Genomic DNA, 17,309 nt, shown 5'->3' with positions numbered 1-17,309 from the left:
GGCTTCTCGTCTCCTTGTATCTATAGGTTCCAAGGGGCCTTGCCGGGACAAGGATCGGGGGCTAAAAGATAGGCCATGGGCAAGCAGGGATTGATTGTGGTGGAATCCCCCACCAAGGTGCGGACCATCAAAAAGGTGGTGGGGAAGGATTATGAGGTCTGTGCCTCCGTGGGGCACGTGAAAGACCTCCCTAAGAATCGTCTGGGGGTGGATGTCGAAGACGGCTTTGAGCCGGAATACGAGACCCTTCGGGGCAAGAAGAAGGTCCTTTCAGAAATTAAGCGGCTGGCCCGGGCCGTGGATCAGATATATCTGGCCCCGGATCCGGATCGGGAGGGCGAGGCCATCGCCTGGCACATCGCTGAAGAGCTGCGCCCGCTTAAAAAACCCGTAAAGAGACTCCTCCTTTACGAGCTCACCCCCCGAGGGATCCGGGAGGCCTTGAAGAAACCCGCAGAACTTGATCCTTTGAAATACGAGGCCCAGAAAGCCCGGAGGGTGCTGGACCGCCTGGTGGGCTATCACCTTTCGCCGCTGCTCTGGGAGAAGGTGAAACGCGGGCTTTCGGCCGGACGGGTGCAGTCGGTAGCCTTAAGATTGATATGTGAACGAGAGGCCGAGATCCGGGCCTTTCGTCCGGAAGAATACTGGACCATCGAAGCCGAGTTCCTCCTCCCCTCTGGAGAGTCCTTCCGGGCGACCCTCCAGGCCAAGGAGGGAAAAAGACTTCGGCCCCAGAGTGAGGCCGAAGCCCGGGCCCTTCTGGAGGACCTGCGTCGAGTCCTGAAGGAGAGGGCTCCGCGGGTTTCCAAGATCCTGCGTCGGGAGGTCCAGCGCAAACCCCCGGCTCCCTTTATTACCAGTACCTTGCAGCAGGAAGCCTTTCGGCGGTTTCGCTTTCCGGCCAAAAAGACCATGTATCTCGCCCAGAGGCTTTACGAGGGAATAGAACTCCCCGGAGAGGGGCCGGTGGGACTCATTACCTACATGCGCACCGATTCGGTAAGACTGGCCCCGGAGGCCCAAAAGGCCGCCCGGGAACTCATCTCTCAATTCTTCGGCCCGGATTTTGTGCCGGAAAGACCCCCGCAGCATCGCACGCGAGGGCCCTCGGCCCAGGAAGCCCATGAGGCCATTCGTCCCACCCGCTTCGATCTTTCCCCCGAGGCCCTCTCTGGGGTGCTTCCCCCGGAGGAGCACCGGCTTTATACCCTTATCTGGCGCCGGTTCCTGGCCTCGCAAATGGTCCCGGCCCGCTTTGAAGCCACCAACGCGGAAATCGCCCTCGGTCCTTATACCTTTGTCGCCCGCGGACGCCGCCTGCTTCATCCCGGATTCCTTGCCGCTTACGAGGTGGAGGAAGACCAGACCAGAGAATTGCCTCCCCTTAAAGAAAAAGGACCCCTGCGTCTTGCCGAGATTCTCCCCGAGCAGCATTTTACCCGTCCCCCGGCCCGTTACACCGAGGCCACTTTGATTCGCACCTTAGAGGAAAAGGGTATCGGGCGTCCCTCTACCTACGCCCAGATTGTTTCCACTATTCGGGAGCGGGGATATGTAGAAAGCGTGTCCGGAAGCCTTCGTCCCACCGAGCTGGGACTTTTGGTCAACGAGCTCCTGGTGACCTCCTTTGAGGATCTCATCCATCCGGAGTTTACGGCCCGCATGGAGAACTTTCTGGACGAAATTTCCGCAGGCCGGGCCGATCGCCGGAAGGTGCTGGCCGAATTTTACGAAGAACTTATCCGGGCCCTCAAAAAGGCCGAAGCCGAGATGGCCTCCTTTAAGGCCGGAGTTCCGGTGGGCCTCCGGTGTCCGGAGTGTGGAGAGGACCTCCTTTTGCGGGTGGGAAAGGCGGGCCCCTTTTTAGCCTGCGTCCGGTGGCCCGACTGCCGATTCACCGCGGACTACGAACGGGACGAAGAAGGGAATTTCCGGATCAAGGAACGGGAGAATCAAGGGGTTTGTCCCGAGTGTGGAGGAGCCCTGGTCCTCCGTCGGGGCCGTTTCGGGGAATTCTTGGCCTGTGCTAATTATCCGGATTGCCGCTATACCCGTCCGGTGGGCACCGGGGTGGCCTGCCCTCGGGAGGGCTGTGGAGGGGAAATCGTCAAGCGCCGCTCCCGACGGGGAAAGACCTATTACGCCTGTTCCCGGGCCCCGGAGTGCGATTTCGTTCTCTGGGAGGAGCCCCTGCCCGAGAAGTGTCCGGCCTGTGGGGCCCCCTTCCTGGTGATAAAACAGGGCCGACAGGGGGGGAAATATTGTCCCCAGTGCAAGGAGAGGTTTCCGGCATGAGGGTGCCCTGTCCGGTCTGCGGGAAAGAGGCGGAGCTTCGGGGCCGGTGAGCGCAGGCCCGGGTGAGGTGCCTCGCCTGCGGAAGGGACTGGCCGGCCCGCCTGCTCTCCGAAGAGGTCCTGGAGAAGGCCCGGGAGGCCCTCTGTGAAATCCCTGACCGAAAGCCTTTTCCGTCCCGAGCCCGGGTTTGAGTGCGGGCCCCGGGGCCTTTTGGTCTTGACCGCTCCGGACTTTCAATTTTTCAGGGACCGCTTAGCCTTTCCTTATCGACGATCTCTCTTTCTTTCTCAAGTGCTCTTTGGGGAAAAAGGGGCCCTGTGTGGCCCGGCCCTGGGAGCCCCGCAGGCGGTGATGCTTCTAGAAAATCTTGTCGCAGCCGGGGGCAGGGAGTTTCTGGTCCTGGGCTGGGCCGGGACCCTGGCCCCGGAGCGTCTTCCCCTGGGGGGACTTTTTCTTCCGCAAAGGGCCTATTCCCTGGAAGGGACCTCCCGGCATTATCTTCCCCGGAAGAAGGTTTTTCGGCCGGCTCCTCTTATGCTTCAAAGAGTCCGCGGGCTCCTTCAGGCTTTCGGACTTTATCCTTTCTCCGGGGCGGTGGTCTCCACCGACGCCCCCTACCGGGAGGATCAGGCCTTCTTCAAGAGATGGTCTCCAAAGGCCCAGGCCGTGGACATGGAGACCTCGGCCCTTCTGGCGGCTGCCGAGGCCTTAGGGGTGAAACTTGCGGTCTTACTGCTGCTCTCCGATGCCCTCGGACCCCGGGGCCGCAAGAAGATACCGGCTTCTCAACTTAAGCCCCTCCGACAAAGACTCCTTCCCGCCCTAGAGGCCTATTTTGACTAGGCAGGGGAGGCCCCCCGCGGGGCCTCCCCTGAGATTTTTAGATGTCGAAGTAGAGGTAGAACTCGTAGGGGTGCGGACGCAGACGCACCTGATCGGCCTCGTTTTCGCGTTTGTACTTGATCCAGGTCTCAATAAGGTCTTCGGTGAAGACCCCGCCTTTCATGAGGAACTCGTGGTCCTCCTCCAGGGCCGCCAGGGCCTCCTCCAGGGTGGCCGGAGTAGTGGGGATGTTCTTGAGCTCCTCTGGAGGAAGGCTATAGAGGTCCTTGTCCATGGGTTCCCCGGGATCAATGCGGTTCTCGATCCCGTCCAGGGCGGCCATGAGCATAGCCGCAAAGGCCAGATACCCGTTACAGGAGGGGTCCGGGGTGCGGAACTCGATGCGCCGGGCCTTGGGGTTGGGACTATACATGGGAATGCGAATGGCCGCCGAACGGTTTCGACTGGAATAACAGAGGTTCACCGGGGCCTCAAAACCAGGGGTAAGCCGCTTGTACGAATTGGTGGTGGGATTGGTGAAGGCACAAACCGCCCGGCAGTGCTTGAGGATCCCCCCAATGGCGTAAAGGGCTATTTCCGAAAGCCCGGCGTAACGATCTCCCGCAAAGACGTTGGTGTCCCCCTTCCAGATGCTCAGGTGCGTGTGCATCCCCGAACCATTATCTCCGAAAATAGGCTTAGGCATAAAAGTTACGGTTTTACCGTGCTTATAGGCAACATTCTTAATAACATACTTGAACCACATGAGGTTATCCCCCATCTTGACCAGGGGAGCAAAGCGCATATCGATTTCCGCCTGGCCGGCGGTGGCCACCTCGTGGTGATGGCACTCCACCTGGATACCCACCTTTTGGAGATAGAGGGTCATCTCGGTGCGGAGATCCTGGAACTTGTCTGAAGGAGGCACCGGGAAATAGCCTTCTTTGTGACGGGGTTTGTAGCCCAGGTTGGGGCCTTCCTCTCGGCCGGAGTTCCAGATGCCCTCAATGGAGTCCACGAAATAGTAACTGTAATTGGCCGCAGTGTCGTAACGGATGTCATCGAAGATAAAGAATTCCGCTTCCGGTCCGAAATAGGCCGTGTCTCCGATTCCGGTGCTCTTGAGATAGGCCTCGGCCTTCTGGGCCACATAGCGGGGGTCCCGGCTATAGGGCTCCCGCGTAATGGGATCCACCACGTTGCAGATGAGAGAAAGCGTAGGAACCTCAAAGAAGGGATCCATCACCGCCGTAGTGGGATCCGGGACCACCAGCATGTCGCTCTCGTGGATCTCCTGCCAGCCCCGGATGGAGGAACCGTCGAAGCCGAAGCCGGCCTCGAAGGCCTCCTCCGAGAACTCCTCAATGGGTACCGTAAAGTGCTGCCAGATGCCGGGAAGATCCAGAAATTTGAGATCCACCATCTTGGCCCCGTTTTTCCGGGCGAACTCCATAACTTCCTTGGGTGTCATGACCTAACCTCCTTTAGTTGGTTTTGGATTTTTTGGCGCAACTCTTCGGCCTCCTGGGCCGAAAGCTTTTCCCCTTCTTTGGTTTGAAGGTAAAGGATGAAAGCTGCTCGATCCTCCTTTTCCGAGACCAGGGCCTTGCCGATGGTCAGTCCATGGTGGGTGATTGTCGTGGCGATCTCGTAAAGAAGAAAGGGAGCTTCGGCGGTGTAAATTTCTAAAATAGTATAAAAAGGAGAACTTTCCTGGTCTATTTGGATCTCTGAAGGAGATTCCCATTTAATTTTGGGACCTAACTTCCAAATACTTTCACTTTTGTGCGAAAGAAGGGAGGCCAGATCTACCTCTTGATCAAAGATCCTGGCCAGGAGTCCTTTCCATTCTTCGAGGTTAGCCCCGGGCCAAAAGGGCTCCACTACGAATTCATCCACCGCCAGGCCCTGGGGCCAGGTGAAGGCCCGTACGCGCCGGAGACGGAATCCTGCAGCCAGAAGGCTCCCGCAAAGATCGGCCAGCAGTCCCGGGCGATCGGGGCAGACCACGAAAAGACTGTATCCTTCGGGGCGAGGAGAAATTTCCGCAAGGAAGGCCCTTTCGGAAGATAAAAAGCTCTTTACCAGAAGGCAGATCCGTTTGAGGGTGGGGAGATCGTAGTGTTCTAGCTGGGGAAGAGGCACACTTTCGGCAAGCAAAGGCGAAATTTCCTTAAGAAGGGCCTTTCTCTTCTGGGCCAGGTCTGGAGTCCCTTTCCGGGCCTGAAGGAGTTTGCGGACCTTCTGATAAAGATCTTCCAGGAGTTCGGCCTTCCAGGAGGTGAAGGCCCGGGGACCGGTGGCCCGGGCATCGGCCAGGGTTAAAAGGTAAAGAGAGGCGAGCCGGGAAGGGGTCTTGACCTTCAGGGCTACCTCTTCCACCACCTTTTCTTCTTCGAGATCCCGGCGCAGGGCCGTGTCCATGAGAAGGAGGTGATGGCGCACTAGGAAAACCACCTCCTCCAAGGCCTGGCCTGAAAAACCGAACCGCGGCGCGATTTCGCGCACCCTCTGGGCGCCCACTTCGGCGTGTCCCGGCTGTCCCTTGGCTACATCGTGAAGCAGGGCGGCGAAAAAGAGTTCTTTCGGCAGGCCACCGGGGAGTTCTTTCCAGAGGTCTGGACGCTCGGAACGGAGTCTGTGAAGGGCCTCTACGGTGAGAAAAAGGTGTTCGTCCAGGGCATAGAGGTGATAAAGGTCGTACTGCACTTTTCCCTGCAGGGGGCGAAATTCCGGAAGAATCTGATAGAGGACTTCCGTGGTTCGCAAACTCCGGAGCATAAGAAGACTATAGGGTTCGGTGAGGAGGGAGGGAAAGGCCTTGCGCAATTCTTCCAATTCTTCGGGGCAGAAAAAGCGCCCGCGGAGATACTTTTTGAGGTGCCGGTCCAAGGGACGTCCCTCATGGGCCTGGATCTCAAAGATGCGCCGCAGGAAGGCCCCGGTGGGGCTGGGGACCTCGAAGCGTATCTTGGGCGAGGCTTCCGGGAAAAAGAGCTCTTCCACGGTTTCCATCAGATCTTCCACGGCTTCCTTGAGCGTGGAGAAGGCCCGGAAAAGCTCGGTCATAAAGGTTTCCGTACCCCGCCGGTCGGGAGGGTACCCCAGCCGGCGGGCGATCTCCGGTTGATATTCCATAAAAAGCCGGTCTTCCTTGCGCTCGCAAAAACGATGGAGGGTTTCCCGCACCCGGCGAATGAAACTTACCGCCCCGGAGATCTCTCTTTCTTCTTCCGGAGTGAGAAGCCCGGTACGCACAAAATCTTCCAGCCCTTCCAGGCCGAAGACGATCCTCCCCGCCCAGATAAGGAACTGAAAATCCCTCAGGCCCCCGGGACCCTCCTTGAGGTGGGGTTCCAGGAAATAGACCTCCTCTCCCAATCGGGCCAGACGGGCCTCTCGATATTTCTTGAGACGCAGGTAAAGCTCTTTGGCCCGGCCGGAGACCAGCTTGCGGAGCCCTCGGAGGAGTTCCGCAAAGAGGGCTTCCGAACCGTAGACCAGGCGTGCGGAAAATAGGGCGGTGAGGAAGGTAGGCTCCTCTAAGGCGAAGCGCAGGGCCTCTTCAGGGGTGAAGATGCGATAGGAGACCTCAAAATGGTAGTCCCACAGGGGGTAGATGAGGCGCTCTACAAAGCTGGCTAGAGTTCCTTCGGAAAGCCCGGCGTGGAGAAAGAGGAGGTCCACATCGGAGCCGGCGCAGAGATACCCCTCTCCGTAGCCCCCTAAGGCCACCAAGGCCACCCGTTCTCTGCTTTCTGGGTTTTCTCGGAAAAGGGGCTCCCAGAGACCCCTGACAAATTTGTCAAAGTAGAAACAGCGCTCGCGAGACCCCTTTTCGGAATGCCCTTCGGTCAGCACCTCTTTAAATAGCCTCCCTCCCTTTTTCACCGGTACGGATCCGGATGGCTTCCTCTACAGGATAAATAAAGATCTTTCCGTCCCCGATCTTTCCGGTGCGGGCGCTCTTGAGGATGGCCTCCACCACCCGCTCCACCATTTCCTCTGGGACCACAATTTCCAGCTTTATTTTGGGTAAAAAGTCCACCACGTACTCCGCGCCCCGATAGATTTCCTGGTGCCCCTTTTGGCGCCCGAATCCCTTGACCTCGGTAAGGGTCATCCCCTGAACCCCGATCTCCGTAAGGGCCTCTTTAACCTCTTCCAGCTTAAAGGGTTTAATGATGGCCTCCACCTTTTTCATGATCGCCTCCTTATTAAGGTTTAACTATCAAACTTTGTGCCACCGGGAATCTTTAAAGACCGCTCCGCGAATCGAAGCTCTCAGTAAACCCAGGGAAGATCTTTTTCCGGAGAGGAGTCTTCAGACTCTTGACAAAATTGTAAAGGGGATAGGTCTTTGGTGACAATTTTGAAATCCGGCGGGAGGGGAGTGATTTCCAGGAGGAGGCCTTCGAGGTAAAGGCGGGAGGATTCCTCCGGGCGCAGGGAGAAGAGGTAGAGGTTGGGGCGTATTTCGTGTCTCAGATAAGGCAAACAGGCCCGCTTAAAGGTCTCGGCCTGCAGGAAGTTTTCCGGAAGCAGGCCCCCTTCGGAAGGGGTCTTTTCCAAAAGCAGCCAGGGCTCGATCTTTTCCCGGGGGACCCCTCCGAGGAGGCGGAGACTCTGCCCGGCCCGGAGGTCCGAGGCCCCAGGAAGCCTTATCCAGAGGCGTCCTTTCTCATCGAAGAGGAATTCCTTGAAGGGAGCTCGGCGCCCAAAGACGGGATAGGGCAGGCGATACTGGAGACCGATGTCGTAGATTTTGAGGCGCAGCCGTTGAGGGGGAGGGGAAAGAAGATGCCCCTGCCGGGCCCGAGAAAGGAGGCTCTGCCAAAAGGTCTCGGCCAGGTTTTCCCTTTCCCTTTCGTTCCGCCCCAGCTGGAGATGAAGTTCTTCCAAACGCCTCTGCAGGGTCTTTCGGGAAAGGCGTCGGAGGTAGGCCCGACGCCAGTGACGAAAAGACTCCGGATTTTTGCGGAGATTAAGGGCCTCAAAGGCCAGATTGATTTCCAGGGCCTTCTCCCCGGAGCCGGAAGAAAGATCCGGATGATAGACCTGCTGTAGAGTGCGATAGCAGGCCTTTACCAGACGGAAAAGACTTTCTTCGTCAAGTTCTTTTACGATCCGGGGAGAAAGCCCCAGGACCTCAAAGGGATTCTTGCGCATGTCCTTATTTTACCGCAGAGAGCCTCAAAGAAAAACTAAAGGAGGTGGGGACGCAGGTCCGAAAGACTGAAGGGCTTAAAAAGAACGGGTACTCCGGCCCCACAGGGCTCAGGTTCCACCATAGGGGTGTACCCGGTGATGCAGATGACTTTGATGTGGGGATAGGTTTCCTTTATCCAGCGGGCCAGTTCCGGACCGCTTATTTCGGGCAGGATAACGTCGATGATGGCCAGTCCGATCTCCTGGGCTCTTTCTTTAAGGATTTCCTTAGCCTCCTTCGGGTGCGAGGTATAGAGCACCTCGTAGCCCAGGGTCACCAGTAACTCCTTCAGGGTTTCTCCTAAGAGGACTTCGTCGTCCACCAGGAGGATCTTCATTTTTGGTTATCCTCCGAGAGGGGGAGGTAGACCTTTACGCTGGTCCCTTTTTCTGGAGAGGAAAAGAGAGAAAGACAACCATCGTGGGCCCAGATAATGTTCCTTACCGCCGCTAGCCCCAGCCCCCGGCCCAGGCCCTTGGTAGAATAAAAGGGTTCGGCCACCCGGGGCAGAAGTTCCGGGGGGATGCCCCGGCCCTGATCCTTTACCTCCACCACAATCCATTGTTTGGCGGGAATACCGCTACAGAAGCGCACCCGGTAAGGGGTACGGCTGGTGCGGAGATGGTGGTGCCGAGAGGTGAGGTCCACCCGAACCAGGATGGAGCCTTCCTTTTCCGAATAGGCCTCCGCCGCATTGACTACCAGATTGACCAGGATCTGTTCCAAGGCTACCGGATCCACCCGTACCGGAGGAAGCTTTTTCTTGACCCGGGTGCGGAGTTCTATCTGGGGAGGGAGGAGGGAGCGCAGAAATTCAGTCACCCGGGGGATAAATTCCTCAAGATGGATAAGCTTTTTTCCCAACACCTCCCCGCGGGCGTAAAGGAGGAGTTGCCGCACTAGGCCCGAGAGTTCCTGGGAGGCCCTTTCGGCCTTTTCCAAAAAGGGTTCAAACGGGCGATGTTCTGGACGGAATTTGGCGAACTCCAGGGAGGCCCAGATGACGTTAAGGAGGTTGTTAAATTTATGGGCTAGGTTCCCTACCAGGAGATTGAGGGTACGGGCCCGCTGGGTGTCAAGAAGAGGGTCCCCATTCAGATTTCGCGGAGAAGCTACCCCTTCTTTCATTTGCAGTAAAAATCCGTAAAAGGAGCCCAGTTTTTCTACAATTTCTCGTTCGCGAGCCCCGTAGCGACGTGGGGCGTTGGCTACCATCATGAGGCCCTTTATGCGGTCTTTTACTACCACGGGGTGGATAAGGACCCGTTTTATGGGAACGTGGCCCTCGGGGAGACCCCGATGGTGGGGATCCCGGGAAAGGGCGTTGCTTACGTAAGGACGCTTTTCCCGAAAGACCTTTTCAAAGACCCCTCCCAGACGGGACACCGCAAAATAACTCTTGAGGCCACAATTATTAAGACCAACAAAGTTCGGGAAATACCAGCGTTTTTTAGTTTCGCTATAGACACCTACTGCGGCCAACTGGCTTCCGGTAAGTTCCTTGAGATCCCGCACCAGCTCCCGGGAAATCTCCTCCAGGGTCTTTTCCGGGGCCTCGCAGGAGAGTTTGCAGAGCCGGTTTTCTAGTTTCCGGCGGAGGGAAAGCTCTTCTTTGAGCCGAGAAATCTCCTTAATGGCCCCCCTCCTCATCAAAAAATCCTTATGTGTGTATACCAAACCTCCTTCCAGATGACAAGATTTCCGGGAGATGGTAATAAAGCCCTCAAAAATCAAGGAGGGAGGATTATGGAACGCACGCTTTCCCTGATAAAGCCCGATGGGGTGGCCCGGAACCTTATCGGAGAGGTGATCCGCTCTTTCGAAAAGGCCGGTCTGCGGGTGGTAGCCCTGAAGATGTTGCGGCTCACCAAAGAGGAGGCCAAGGAATTTTACATTGTTCACAAGGAAAGGCCCTTTTACGAAAGCCTTACAGACTATATGTCTTCCGGGCCCATCGTGGCCCTGGTCCTTGAAGGGGAAAAGGCCATTGCCCGCTGTCGAGAGATCATGGGGGCTACCGATCCCGCGGAGGCGGCCGAGGGGACCATCCGCAAGACCTTTGGTCTGGACAAAGAGAAGAACACCGTGCACGGCTCGGACAGCCCGGAGTCTGCGGCCCGGGAGATCGCCTTTTTCTTCAGTGAGCGGGAACTCCTGGCCGGTACCCGATGACCGAAGAGGAGTTTCTCAGATTCCTTGTCCGTCATCTCTCCTCCGGCCCGGAGGTGCTCCGGGCCGCAGAGGAGGACTGTGCGGTGGTGGCCGAAGGGGACGTCTCTCGTCTCTATACCGCGGACGCCCTGGTAGAAGGGGTGCACTTTGAGCGAAAATACTTCTCCTCGGAGGCCCTGGGGTGGAAGCTTGCGGCGGTCAACCTGAGCGATGTAGCGGCCATGGGAGGGGCCCCGGAAGGGGCCCTTTTAATTTTGGGGGCCCCTTCGTTAGAGGAGGAATTCCTGGAGGCCTTTTATCGGGGGCTGCGCCAGGGCCTTGAAAAATACGGGGCCGGGCTTTTGGGAGGGGATACCGTCAGGGCCCCGGTCCTCTTTCTAGGACTTTTTCTTTTCGCTCGAGCCGCAAGTCCGGTTTTTCGTTCCGGGGCCCGGCCGGGAGACCTCCTTTTCGTCTCCCGGCCCTTGGGGGCCTCCGCTGCGGCCCTGCGGTTTCTGAAAGAGGGCCGCAGGCCTCCGGAGCCCCTTCTTCAGGCCCATCTTTTCCCGGAGCCGGAAGTCGAGCTCGGCCAGGAGGTGGCCCGCCGGGCCCTGGCCTCGGCCATGATGGATATCTCCGACGGGCTACTTCTGGATCTCTCCCGGCTCTGCCGGGCCAGCGGGGTCCCGGGGGCCGAGCTGGAGGAGGTCCCGGTGGCTGAAGGGGCCACGGAGGAGGAGGCCCTCTCCGGAGGAGAGGACTTTGCCCTGCTTCTGGCCGTGCCCCCGGAGAAGGCCCCCCTTCTCGGAGGGCTAAAGCGTCCCCTTTTCCGGATAGGAAAACTCGTGGAAACCCCCGGCCTGCGCCTTAAAGGCCGCCCGCTTTCCCCTCAAGGATTCGATCACTTTGCCTAGAAAAGCGGCGGGGCGTGCACGATGAAAAGCCGGAGGGGCTCCCTTCCGGTGTTGCGTACTCCGTGTTCCTCTCCCGGGGGAATCAGGAGATAGTCCCCGGGACGAATTTTCTGCCAGGATCCCTCCACATAGGCCTCTCCTTCTCCGGAAAGCACATAGATGGAGTCGGCTTGGGTCTCGTGGGTGTGGACCGGGATCTCCACCCCCGGGGCGATCTCCAGCAGGGAAACACTGAGCCGGGGATCCTTGGTGTGGTCAATGAGAAGGGCCAGGCCCACGCCTTCAAACTTGGGATGAGGGCCAAACTTTATTTCCTCTTTGCGGTAAAAATAGGCCATTTTTTACCTCCTCCAGAGATATTTTAAAGTTCGGGCCGAAGATTTTGGGAGGAAGGCCCATGCGTCGGGAATTCGGGAAACACTTTTTGAATGCCGGCCTACTGTTTCTGGGAGGGACTCTGATCCAACCCTGGGCTCAGGGACACTTCGATGGTAGAGTGGCTGTTTTAGGCGGGGTCCTTTATGTGGTATCTTTGAGTATCGGTGGGTAAAATGCTGGAATCCATGATGATAGCAGGGATAGCCTTGCTTTTTGGGGCCCTTATAGCCTTTTATTTTATGCGCAAGGAAAAAGTCCAGGCCCACTGAGACCCTCCTAGATCTCGGCCAGGGGGGCCTTCCAGGCCGCCTTGAGTTCGGAAAGGGACTCCTTAAGAAGGTCCCTCCCCAAGCCGTCGCGAACGATAAGTTCCGGTTCGGCGATAACCTCCCCGATGAGGGCGAAAGTCGTTCCTTCCATAAGTTTTTCGAAGTCCCGCTGGCGGTCCCGGGGTACGGTAACCAGGATGCGGCTTGCGCTCTCGGAAAAGAGGATAAAATCCGGCCGCCCGCAACCCTCATAAGGCACGGCCGAAAGATCCACGAAAAGTCCGTAGCCCCCGGAGAAGGCCTTTTCGGCTAAGGCCACGGCCAGCCCTCCGTCGGAGGCGTCGTGGGCCGAGGCCACTAGACCGTAATAGATGGCCTCCCGGAGTCTTAGATATCGTTCCCGGGCCTCCTGGGCCTGCACCCGGGGTACCGAGGTCCCCACAAATCCCCGGCTGGCATAATACTCCGAGCCCCCGAGTTCATCCCGGGTCATCCCCAGGAGGTAGAGGAGGTCTCCCGGGCGTTTCACCTCTAGGGTACAGGCCCGGGTCACGTCCGGCACCCGGGCCACCACGGAAAAAAGGAGCGTGGGAGGGACGGAAATCTTGAGGGAGCCGTCGGGAAGGATCTCTCCCACTCCGTAGGGGTTTTCTCCTTCGGGATCGAGGCCCAAGGCCATCAGGTAGTCGTTTTTCATGGAATCCTTTCCCGAGATACAGGGCACCCCGTAGGCCACGGTAAAATCGTGCACCGCTCGGGCGGCCCGGACCAACTGGGCCAGCTTGTAGCGGCCGTCGGGGGTCTTTTCGCTCTCGATGGGGTCACACCAGCAGAAGTTGTCCAGACCGGCCATGTGTTCGAGGTCTCCTCCCACACAGACCGCGTTACGGATGGCCTCATCGATGGCGTTGGCCGCCATCCAGTAGGTGTCCAGGTCTGAAAATTTGGGGCAAATTCCGTGGGCCACGGCGATACCGTCGGTGCGGGAAAGGTCCGGACGGAGGACCGCGGCATCACTGGGGCCGTCGTCCAGGACCCCGACTAACGGTTTGATTACCGAGCCCCCCTGTACTTCGTGGTCGTACTGCCGGACCACATATTCTTTGGAGCAGACATTGAGACGCCCCAGCATCTCTTTAAGCACGGCCCCCAGATCTTCGGGCTCCGGAAGGTCGGGATCTTCGGTTTTCGGTGGATGCCATTCGGCAAAAAGTTCCATCTGGGGCAGCCCCTCATGAAGGAACCGGAGGGGAAGGAGCCCTACGGTGCGCCCTTCATAACGCAGGTGAAAATAGCCCGAATCCGTAAAACGACCCACCACCGTGGCCTCCACATCCATTTTGCGGGCCAGCTCCAGAAAGCGATCGATTTTCTCCGGAGGCACGGCCACGGTCATGCGCTCCTGGCTTTCGGAAAGGAGGATCTCCCAGGGACGAAGTCCCGGGTACTTCAGGGGCGGTTTTTCCAGATCCAGTTCCGCCCCGCCGGCCTCCCGGGCCATCTCCCCCACCGAGGAAGAGAGTCCCCCGGCCCCGTTGTCGGTGATGGAGGTATAGAGGCATTCGTCCCGGGCCCGAAGGAGAAAGTCGGTCATTTTTTTCTGGGTGATGGGGTCGCCAATCTGGACCGCGGTGGCCGGACTTCCTTCGTGCAAGGCCTCAGAGGAGAAGGTGGCCCCGTGGATTCCGTCCTTTCCGATCCTACCCCCTACCATGACCACCAGGTCTCCGGGCCGGGCCCCCTTCTTCCAGGAGGGCTCCCCGCAGACCTCTAGAGGAAGGATACCTCCTGTTCCGCAGTAAACCAGGGGTTTTCCTAGATAGCGGGGGTCGAAGACGATGGAGCCGTTGACCGTAGGGATACCGCTCTGGTTGCCTCCGTGCTCCACGCCCTCCCGCACCCCTTCGAAGATGCGCCGGGGGTGGAGGAGCCGTGGGGGAAGGGGTTTGTCCCAGTGGGGTGGGGCAAAACAGAAGACGTCGGTGTTGAAGACCAGGAGGGCCCCTTTTCCGGTGCCGAAGGGATCGCGATTCACCCCCACGATCCCGGTTAGGGCCCCGCCGTAGGGATCAAGGGCCGAAGGGCTGTTGTGGGTCTCCACCTTAAAGGCCAGGGCCCAGGCCTCGTTGAGCTTGATGACCCCGGCATTGTCCACAAAGACCGAAAGGCAGAAGTCCCGTGGACCCTTGCTCCTGCGGATCTTTTCCGTGGCCCCGCGGATATAAGTCTTAAAGAGGCTGTCCACGGTAAATTCTTCTCCGGTCTCCAGATCCCGGTAGTGGATGCGGGCGTTAAAGATCTTGTGTTTGCAGTGCTCGGACCAGGTCTGGGCCAGACACTCTAGCTCCACGTCGGTGATCTCCGGGCCGAGGCCGTATTTGAGGCGTTCCTCAAGGAAGTCCTTCCGGGCGAAAAAGTCCCGAATAGTGCGCATTTCCGAAAGGGAAAGGGCCAGAAGTCTTTCCCGCGAGAGCCGAAGCAGTTCCTCCTCGGAAAGACGGGAAAGATCCCAGGTCTCCACCGTGGCTTCGGCGGTTTCCGTGACCCGGGGGGCGGGGTAGGAGAGCCCTCGGGCCTCGTATTCCTTTCGGGAAAGGATCCACCAGCGCTCAATAAGTTCGTTGGCCAGGAGCTCCCGGGCCAGGCGCTCGCAGTCTTCGCGGGCCAGGGGGCCTTTTACTAGGTATTGGATGGCGGAGTAGACTCCTTCGGTCTCCCGCCTTAAGGGTCTTTCCAGGAGAAGGGCCAAGGCTTCCGCGGCCACCCGGCCCTCGTTGTCTGTGACCCCGGGGCGGAAGCCCACCTCAATTACCCAATCGTAGGCCAAACCGAGCTCCGGGGCCAGATTCTTTCCGAGAGAAAAGAACTGGATCACCGGATCACAGAGGGCCTCCTGGGCCAAGGTCTCCAGGATCTCCCGGGAAAAGTCCCCCTCCACCAGGTAGACCCGCACCGTGCGCACATCTTCTACCGGAAGGCCCAGAAAATCCCGGGCCCTTCGGGCCACTTTCTCGCCCCGGGCATCTCGAAGACCGGGCTTGAAGGCCACTTCAATGCGCTGGACTTCGGCCACCGCAGACCTCCTCTTGGAACTTTTTCTAAGCGAGTATACCATCCTTGAAGGATTTGCGGAGAAGGCCCTTGGGGTGAAAAGAAGAATTGCCCGGCGTCTCTTTCATGTAAGCGGTCTTTTCCTTTATCCCCTCTCTCAGGCAGGGGGCCCCTTTTTCTGGTGGGGTCTTCTTTTCGGGGTAAGCGTACTGGAATTTTTGAGACTTTCAGGGAGGTTCTCCCGGTTTTTTGACTATTTTCAACCTCTTATGCGTCCAGAGGAAAAAAGACGGCCCTCGGGGACCTTCTGGTATATCTGGGGAGTGGGGCTTTCCTTTTTACTCCTTCCGGAAAGGGCCGCTTTTTCCGGCCTTTTGGTGCTGGCCCTGGCCGATGGCCTGGCCGGGCTTTTCGAAAGGGGAAGGCTTCACTCCCTGGTCTTTTTTGGGGTAAGTCTTGGTGTGGCTCATTTCCTGAAAGGAACCTTCTCCTGGGAGCTGATCTTAAAGGCGGGGCTCTGGACCCTGGTAGAGGGGCTTCCCCGGGCAAACGACAATTTTACCCTTCCCCTGGCGGTGGGCTTAACTTGGGAACTTTAAAGAGGACCACGAAGGGGCCGAAGCCGCGGGAGGAGGGAGGTAAAAAACAAAGACCTTCGGGAAAGAGGTGGTAGGTGGCGGCGGTAAGGGCGCAGGCTAGGGCGTCCACCAGACCGTCAGAAGGCTCCGGAGGTTCGGGAAAGGGCGGGTCCTTGGGCGAGGCCGGGGCGCACTTTTTCCGGAGATCGGCGGCCATTTTTCCCAAGGCCCTCCAAAGGATCCTACAGCTTTGCCTTTTTTCCTCTTGGGAAAGCTTGCGGACTTTATATTTCCGGACTTCTTCCCGGAGCCCGGGCAGACTCAGAAAGAGCCCGGCTCGAGGATGGGTCTCCAGGATGGTCCCCACCATGGGGCTTAAAGCCTCGGCCAGAAGAAGAGCCCTTAAAGGAAGACCCATGAGGGCACTGTAGGACATGACCCAGCCAGGATCCCCTCCGGTCTCCCGGAGGATCTCCCGCAGCTTGCGATCCGCCGGCCGCAGTCCCTTCTGATCTTCCAGAGAAAAAGCAAGGGGGGCGTCCAGGGCTGCGGCCAGGACTATATTTCCCTCGGCAAATTCCCGGACCTCCGAAAGGCTCACCGGGCGTCCTTTCAGAAAAGAAAGGGCCTCAAGGGGCTGCAGGGTGGCACGGTCCAGGGCCAGGGCCCAAGTGTTCTCTTCGCCTCCGAGGTCCACTCCCAGAAAGCAAAAACTCATTTCGAAAGCTCTTTTCCCAGGAATTCCAGGGCCTCCTGAAGCCCCCGGGTCTTCAGGACTTCGCTAAAAGGGGACACATCCATGAGGTAGTCCCCTTGCCGGCGCTTACGGATGAAGATCATGAATTGCTGGGTATAGTCCTCTTCGGCCAGCAGGGCCTCAAGCAGGCGATCCTCTCCGTGCTCCCAGGCCCGAAAGATTTTGAGGACCAGACCTTCCCTGAGGCGAAAGACCCGTTGGAGGACCTCTGGGAGCCGTTCAAGGTGGGCTACTCTTACCGGAAACAATTCTTTCACCTCCTCGATTTCGGGATGGGGGACCTCGGCCGGGGGACGAACTTTTTTGAGGGAGAGGGCGTAAAGGGTCTTGCCCTCCGAAAGCCACTTGGCCTCATATTTGGTGAGCGGGGCCTCGGGACGGATCTCCGTAAGCCGGATCTCAAAGGCCCCGAGGCTCTCGGCCACCTCTAGGGTATAGTCCAAAAAGGGCCGATCGTCGGTGCGTAGGCGGATTTCCCCTCCGGTCCTCAGCCTCCGGGCCAAGAGCCAGAGGCGGTCCGGTCGGGTAAGCCGCCTCCGGTGGTGGCGCTTTTTGAACCAGGGATCCGGGTAATTCAGGTAGATGGTCTCCACGGACTCGTCGGAAAGGAGAAACCAGAAGGCCCAGTAGGCATCAAGACGCACGCAAAAAAGGTTAGTAAGCCCTAAATCCCGGATACGTTTGAGGAGTTTTTCAATGGAGATTCCCGAAAGCTCGATCCCCAGAAAATAGTGCTCCGGGTGCTCTCGGGCCAGGCGGACCAGAAATTCTCCGTTCCCGAAGCCGATCTCCACCGAAAGGGGCCAAAGCCTCAAGGGTTTTTCTATGCGTTTATAATTGAGGTATCCCTGCAAAGGCCCTCCTTTAGCCCGGGGAAGTGGG

General features: G+C 58.4%; 15 protein-coding genes. 5 read left to right on the top strand and 10 right to left on the bottom strand.

What is annotated here, in order from left to right; genetic code table 11:
- Window positions 1-75: 75 nt before the first annotated feature.
- Together topA and FVE67_RS00935 are read left to right on the top strand one after the other, a co-directional pair.
- Window positions 76-2,298 carry a type I DNA topoisomerase gene (topA, locus tag FVE67_RS00940; protein WP_168718804.1) on the top strand — a complete coding sequence of 741 codons (2,223 nt, stop codon included), beginning with the start codon at window positions 76-78 and terminating at the stop codon, window positions 2,296-2,298.
- A 144-nt stretch (window positions 2,299-2,442) separates the two neighbouring features.
- Window positions 2,443-3,141, top strand: a complete 699-nt coding sequence (locus tag FVE67_RS00935) for a nucleoside phosphorylase (protein WP_168718803.1) — start codon at window positions 2,443-2,445, stop codon at window positions 3,139-3,141.
- Window positions 3,142-3,178: 37 nt separating this feature from the next.
- Here the strand turns inward: FVE67_RS00935 and glnA are convergent, their stop codons facing one another.
- From glnA to FVE67_RS00905, 6 genes are all read right to left on the bottom strand, one after another.
- Window positions 3,179-4,591 carry a type I glutamate--ammonia ligase gene (gene glnA, locus FVE67_RS00930; RefSeq protein WP_168718802.1) on the bottom strand — a complete coding sequence of 471 codons (1,413 nt, stop codon included), beginning with the start codon at window positions 4,589-4,591 and terminating at the stop codon, window positions 3,179-3,181.
- A complete protein-coding gene (locus tag FVE67_RS00925) occupies window positions 4,588-6,981 on the bottom strand; it encodes a [protein-PII] uridylyltransferase family protein (protein ID WP_168718801.1) in 2,394 nt (797 codons plus the stop codon). The genes glnA and FVE67_RS00925 overlap by 4 nt, the downstream gene beginning before the upstream one ends.
- 4 nt (window positions 6,982-6,985) lie before the next feature.
- Entirely contained in the window at window positions 6,986-7,324 is a 339-nt protein-coding gene (locus tag FVE67_RS00920; protein ID WP_168718800.1) for a P-II family nitrogen regulator, read from the bottom strand.
- An 80-nt stretch (window positions 7,325-7,404) separates the two neighbouring features.
- On the bottom strand, window positions 7,405-8,289 hold the full coding sequence (locus FVE67_RS00915) for a J domain-containing protein (RefSeq protein WP_168718799.1): 885 nt from the start codon (window positions 8,287-8,289) through the stop codon (window positions 7,405-7,407).
- A gap of 35 nt (window positions 8,290-8,324) precedes the next feature.
- Window positions 8,325-8,666, bottom strand: coding sequence for a response regulator (locus FVE67_RS00910; RefSeq protein WP_168718798.1), 342 nt, complete (start codon window positions 8,664-8,666; stop codon window positions 8,325-8,327).
- Window positions 8,663-9,979, bottom strand: a complete 1,317-nt coding sequence (locus tag FVE67_RS00905; protein WP_168718797.1) for an ATP-binding protein — start codon at window positions 9,977-9,979, stop codon at window positions 8,663-8,665. The genes FVE67_RS00910 and FVE67_RS00905 overlap by 4 nt, the downstream gene beginning before the upstream one ends.
- Before the next feature lie 96 nt (window positions 9,980-10,075).
- Between FVE67_RS00905 and ndk the strand changes: the two genes are divergently transcribed.
- On the top strand, window positions 10,076-10,501 hold the full coding sequence (ndk, locus tag FVE67_RS00900) for a nucleoside-diphosphate kinase (protein WP_168718796.1): 426 nt from the start codon (window positions 10,076-10,078) through the stop codon (window positions 10,499-10,501).
- Window positions 10,498-11,394, top strand: a complete 897-nt coding sequence (thiL, locus tag FVE67_RS00895; protein WP_168718795.1) for a thiamine-phosphate kinase — start codon at window positions 10,498-10,500, stop codon at window positions 11,392-11,394. Before ndk ends, thiL begins: the two co-directional genes overlap by 4 nt.
- Here thiL and FVE67_RS00890 read toward each other — a convergent pair.
- Both FVE67_RS00890 and FVE67_RS00885 read right to left on the bottom strand, forming a co-directional pair.
- Complete coding sequence (locus FVE67_RS00890) at window positions 11,391-11,732, bottom strand: cupin domain-containing protein (protein WP_168718794.1); 342 nt, start codon at window positions 11,730-11,732, stop codon at window positions 11,391-11,393. The genes thiL and FVE67_RS00890 overlap by 4 nt on opposite strands.
- A 316-nt stretch (window positions 11,733-12,048) precedes the next feature.
- Window positions 12,049-15,114 (bottom strand): phosphoribosylformylglycinamidine synthase subunit PurS, encoded by a 3,066-nt coding sequence (locus FVE67_RS00885; protein ID WP_246167906.1) that lies wholly within the window; start codon window positions 15,112-15,114, stop codon window positions 12,049-12,051.
- Here FVE67_RS00885 and FVE67_RS00880 point away from each other — a divergent pair.
- Complete coding sequence (locus tag FVE67_RS00880) at window positions 15,095-15,691, top strand: diacylglycerol/polyprenol kinase family protein (protein WP_168718636.1); 597 nt, start codon at window positions 15,095-15,097, stop codon at window positions 15,689-15,691. The genes FVE67_RS00885 and FVE67_RS00880 overlap by 20 nt on opposite strands.
- On the opposite strand, the gene FVE67_RS00875 is transcribed toward FVE67_RS00880, so the two are convergent.
- Together FVE67_RS00875 and trmB are read right to left on the bottom strand one after the other, a co-directional pair.
- The gene (locus FVE67_RS00875; RefSeq protein WP_168718792.1) at window positions 15,651-16,388 is read right to left on the bottom strand and encodes a DUF429 domain-containing protein; all 738 of its coding nucleotides are present in this window, start codon (window positions 16,386-16,388) and stop codon (window positions 15,651-15,653) included. The two genes, FVE67_RS00880 and FVE67_RS00875, sit on opposite strands and share 41 nt — an antisense overlap.
- Window positions 16,385-17,281, bottom strand: a complete 897-nt coding sequence (gene trmB / locus FVE67_RS00870; RefSeq protein WP_168718791.1) for a tRNA (guanosine(46)-N7)-methyltransferase TrmB — start codon at window positions 17,279-17,281, stop codon at window positions 16,385-16,387. Before trmB ends, FVE67_RS00875 begins: the two co-directional genes overlap by 4 nt.
- Between the last annotated feature and the right edge of the window lie 28 nt (window positions 17,282-17,309).

Origin of the sequence: Thermosulfurimonas marina (assembly GCF_012317585.1) — a bacterium.
Lineage (GTDB): Bacteria > Desulfobacterota > Thermodesulfobacteria > Thermodesulfobacteriales > Thermodesulfobacteriaceae > Thermosulfurimonas_A > Thermosulfurimonas_A marina.
The sequence above is the reverse complement of the archived record's forward strand: the minus strand, read 5'-3'. Positions and strand labels throughout refer to the sequence as shown.

What these genes read in the sequence shown, in the direction of transcription:
- ndk (WP_168718796.1), top strand. Translation starts at nt 10,076, where the DNA reads ATGGAACGCACGCTTTCCCTGATAAAGCCCGATGGGGTGGCCCGGAAC.
- FVE67_RS00905 (WP_168718797.1), bottom strand. Translation starts at nt 9,979, where the DNA reads ATGAGGAGGGGGGCCATTAAGGAGATTTCTCGGCTCAAAGAAGAGCTT.
- FVE67_RS00890 (WP_168718794.1), bottom strand. Translation starts at nt 11,732, where the DNA reads ATGGCCTATTTTTACCGCAAAGAGGAAATAAAGTTTGGCCCTCATCCC.
- topA (WP_168718804.1), top strand. Translation starts at nt 76, where the DNA reads ATGGGCAAGCAGGGATTGATTGTGGTGGAATCCCCCACCAAGGTGCGG.
- FVE67_RS00910 (WP_168718798.1), bottom strand. Translation starts at nt 8,666, where the DNA reads ATGAAGATCCTCCTGGTGGACGACGAAGTCCTCTTAGGAGAAACCCTG.
- thiL (WP_168718795.1), top strand. Translation starts at nt 10,498, where the DNA reads ATGACCGAAGAGGAGTTTCTCAGATTCCTTGTCCGTCATCTCTCCTCC.
- FVE67_RS00915 (WP_168718799.1), bottom strand. Translation starts at nt 8,289, where the DNA reads ATGCGCAAGAATCCCTTTGAGGTCCTGGGGCTTTCTCCCCGGATCGTA.
- glnA (WP_168718802.1), bottom strand. Translation starts at nt 4,591, where the DNA reads ATGACACCCAAGGAAGTTATGGAGTTCGCCCGGAAAAACGGGGCCAAG.
- FVE67_RS00875 (WP_168718792.1), bottom strand. Translation starts at nt 16,388, where the DNA reads ATGAGTTTTTGCTTTCTGGGAGTGGACCTCGGAGGCGAAGAGAACACT.
- FVE67_RS00920 (WP_168718800.1), bottom strand. Translation starts at nt 7,324, where the DNA reads ATGAAAAAGGTGGAGGCCATCATTAAACCCTTTAAGCTGGAAGAGGTT.
- FVE67_RS00880 (WP_168718636.1), top strand. Translation starts at nt 15,095, where the DNA reads ATGCGCTGGACTTCGGCCACCGCAGACCTCCTCTTGGAACTTTTTCTA.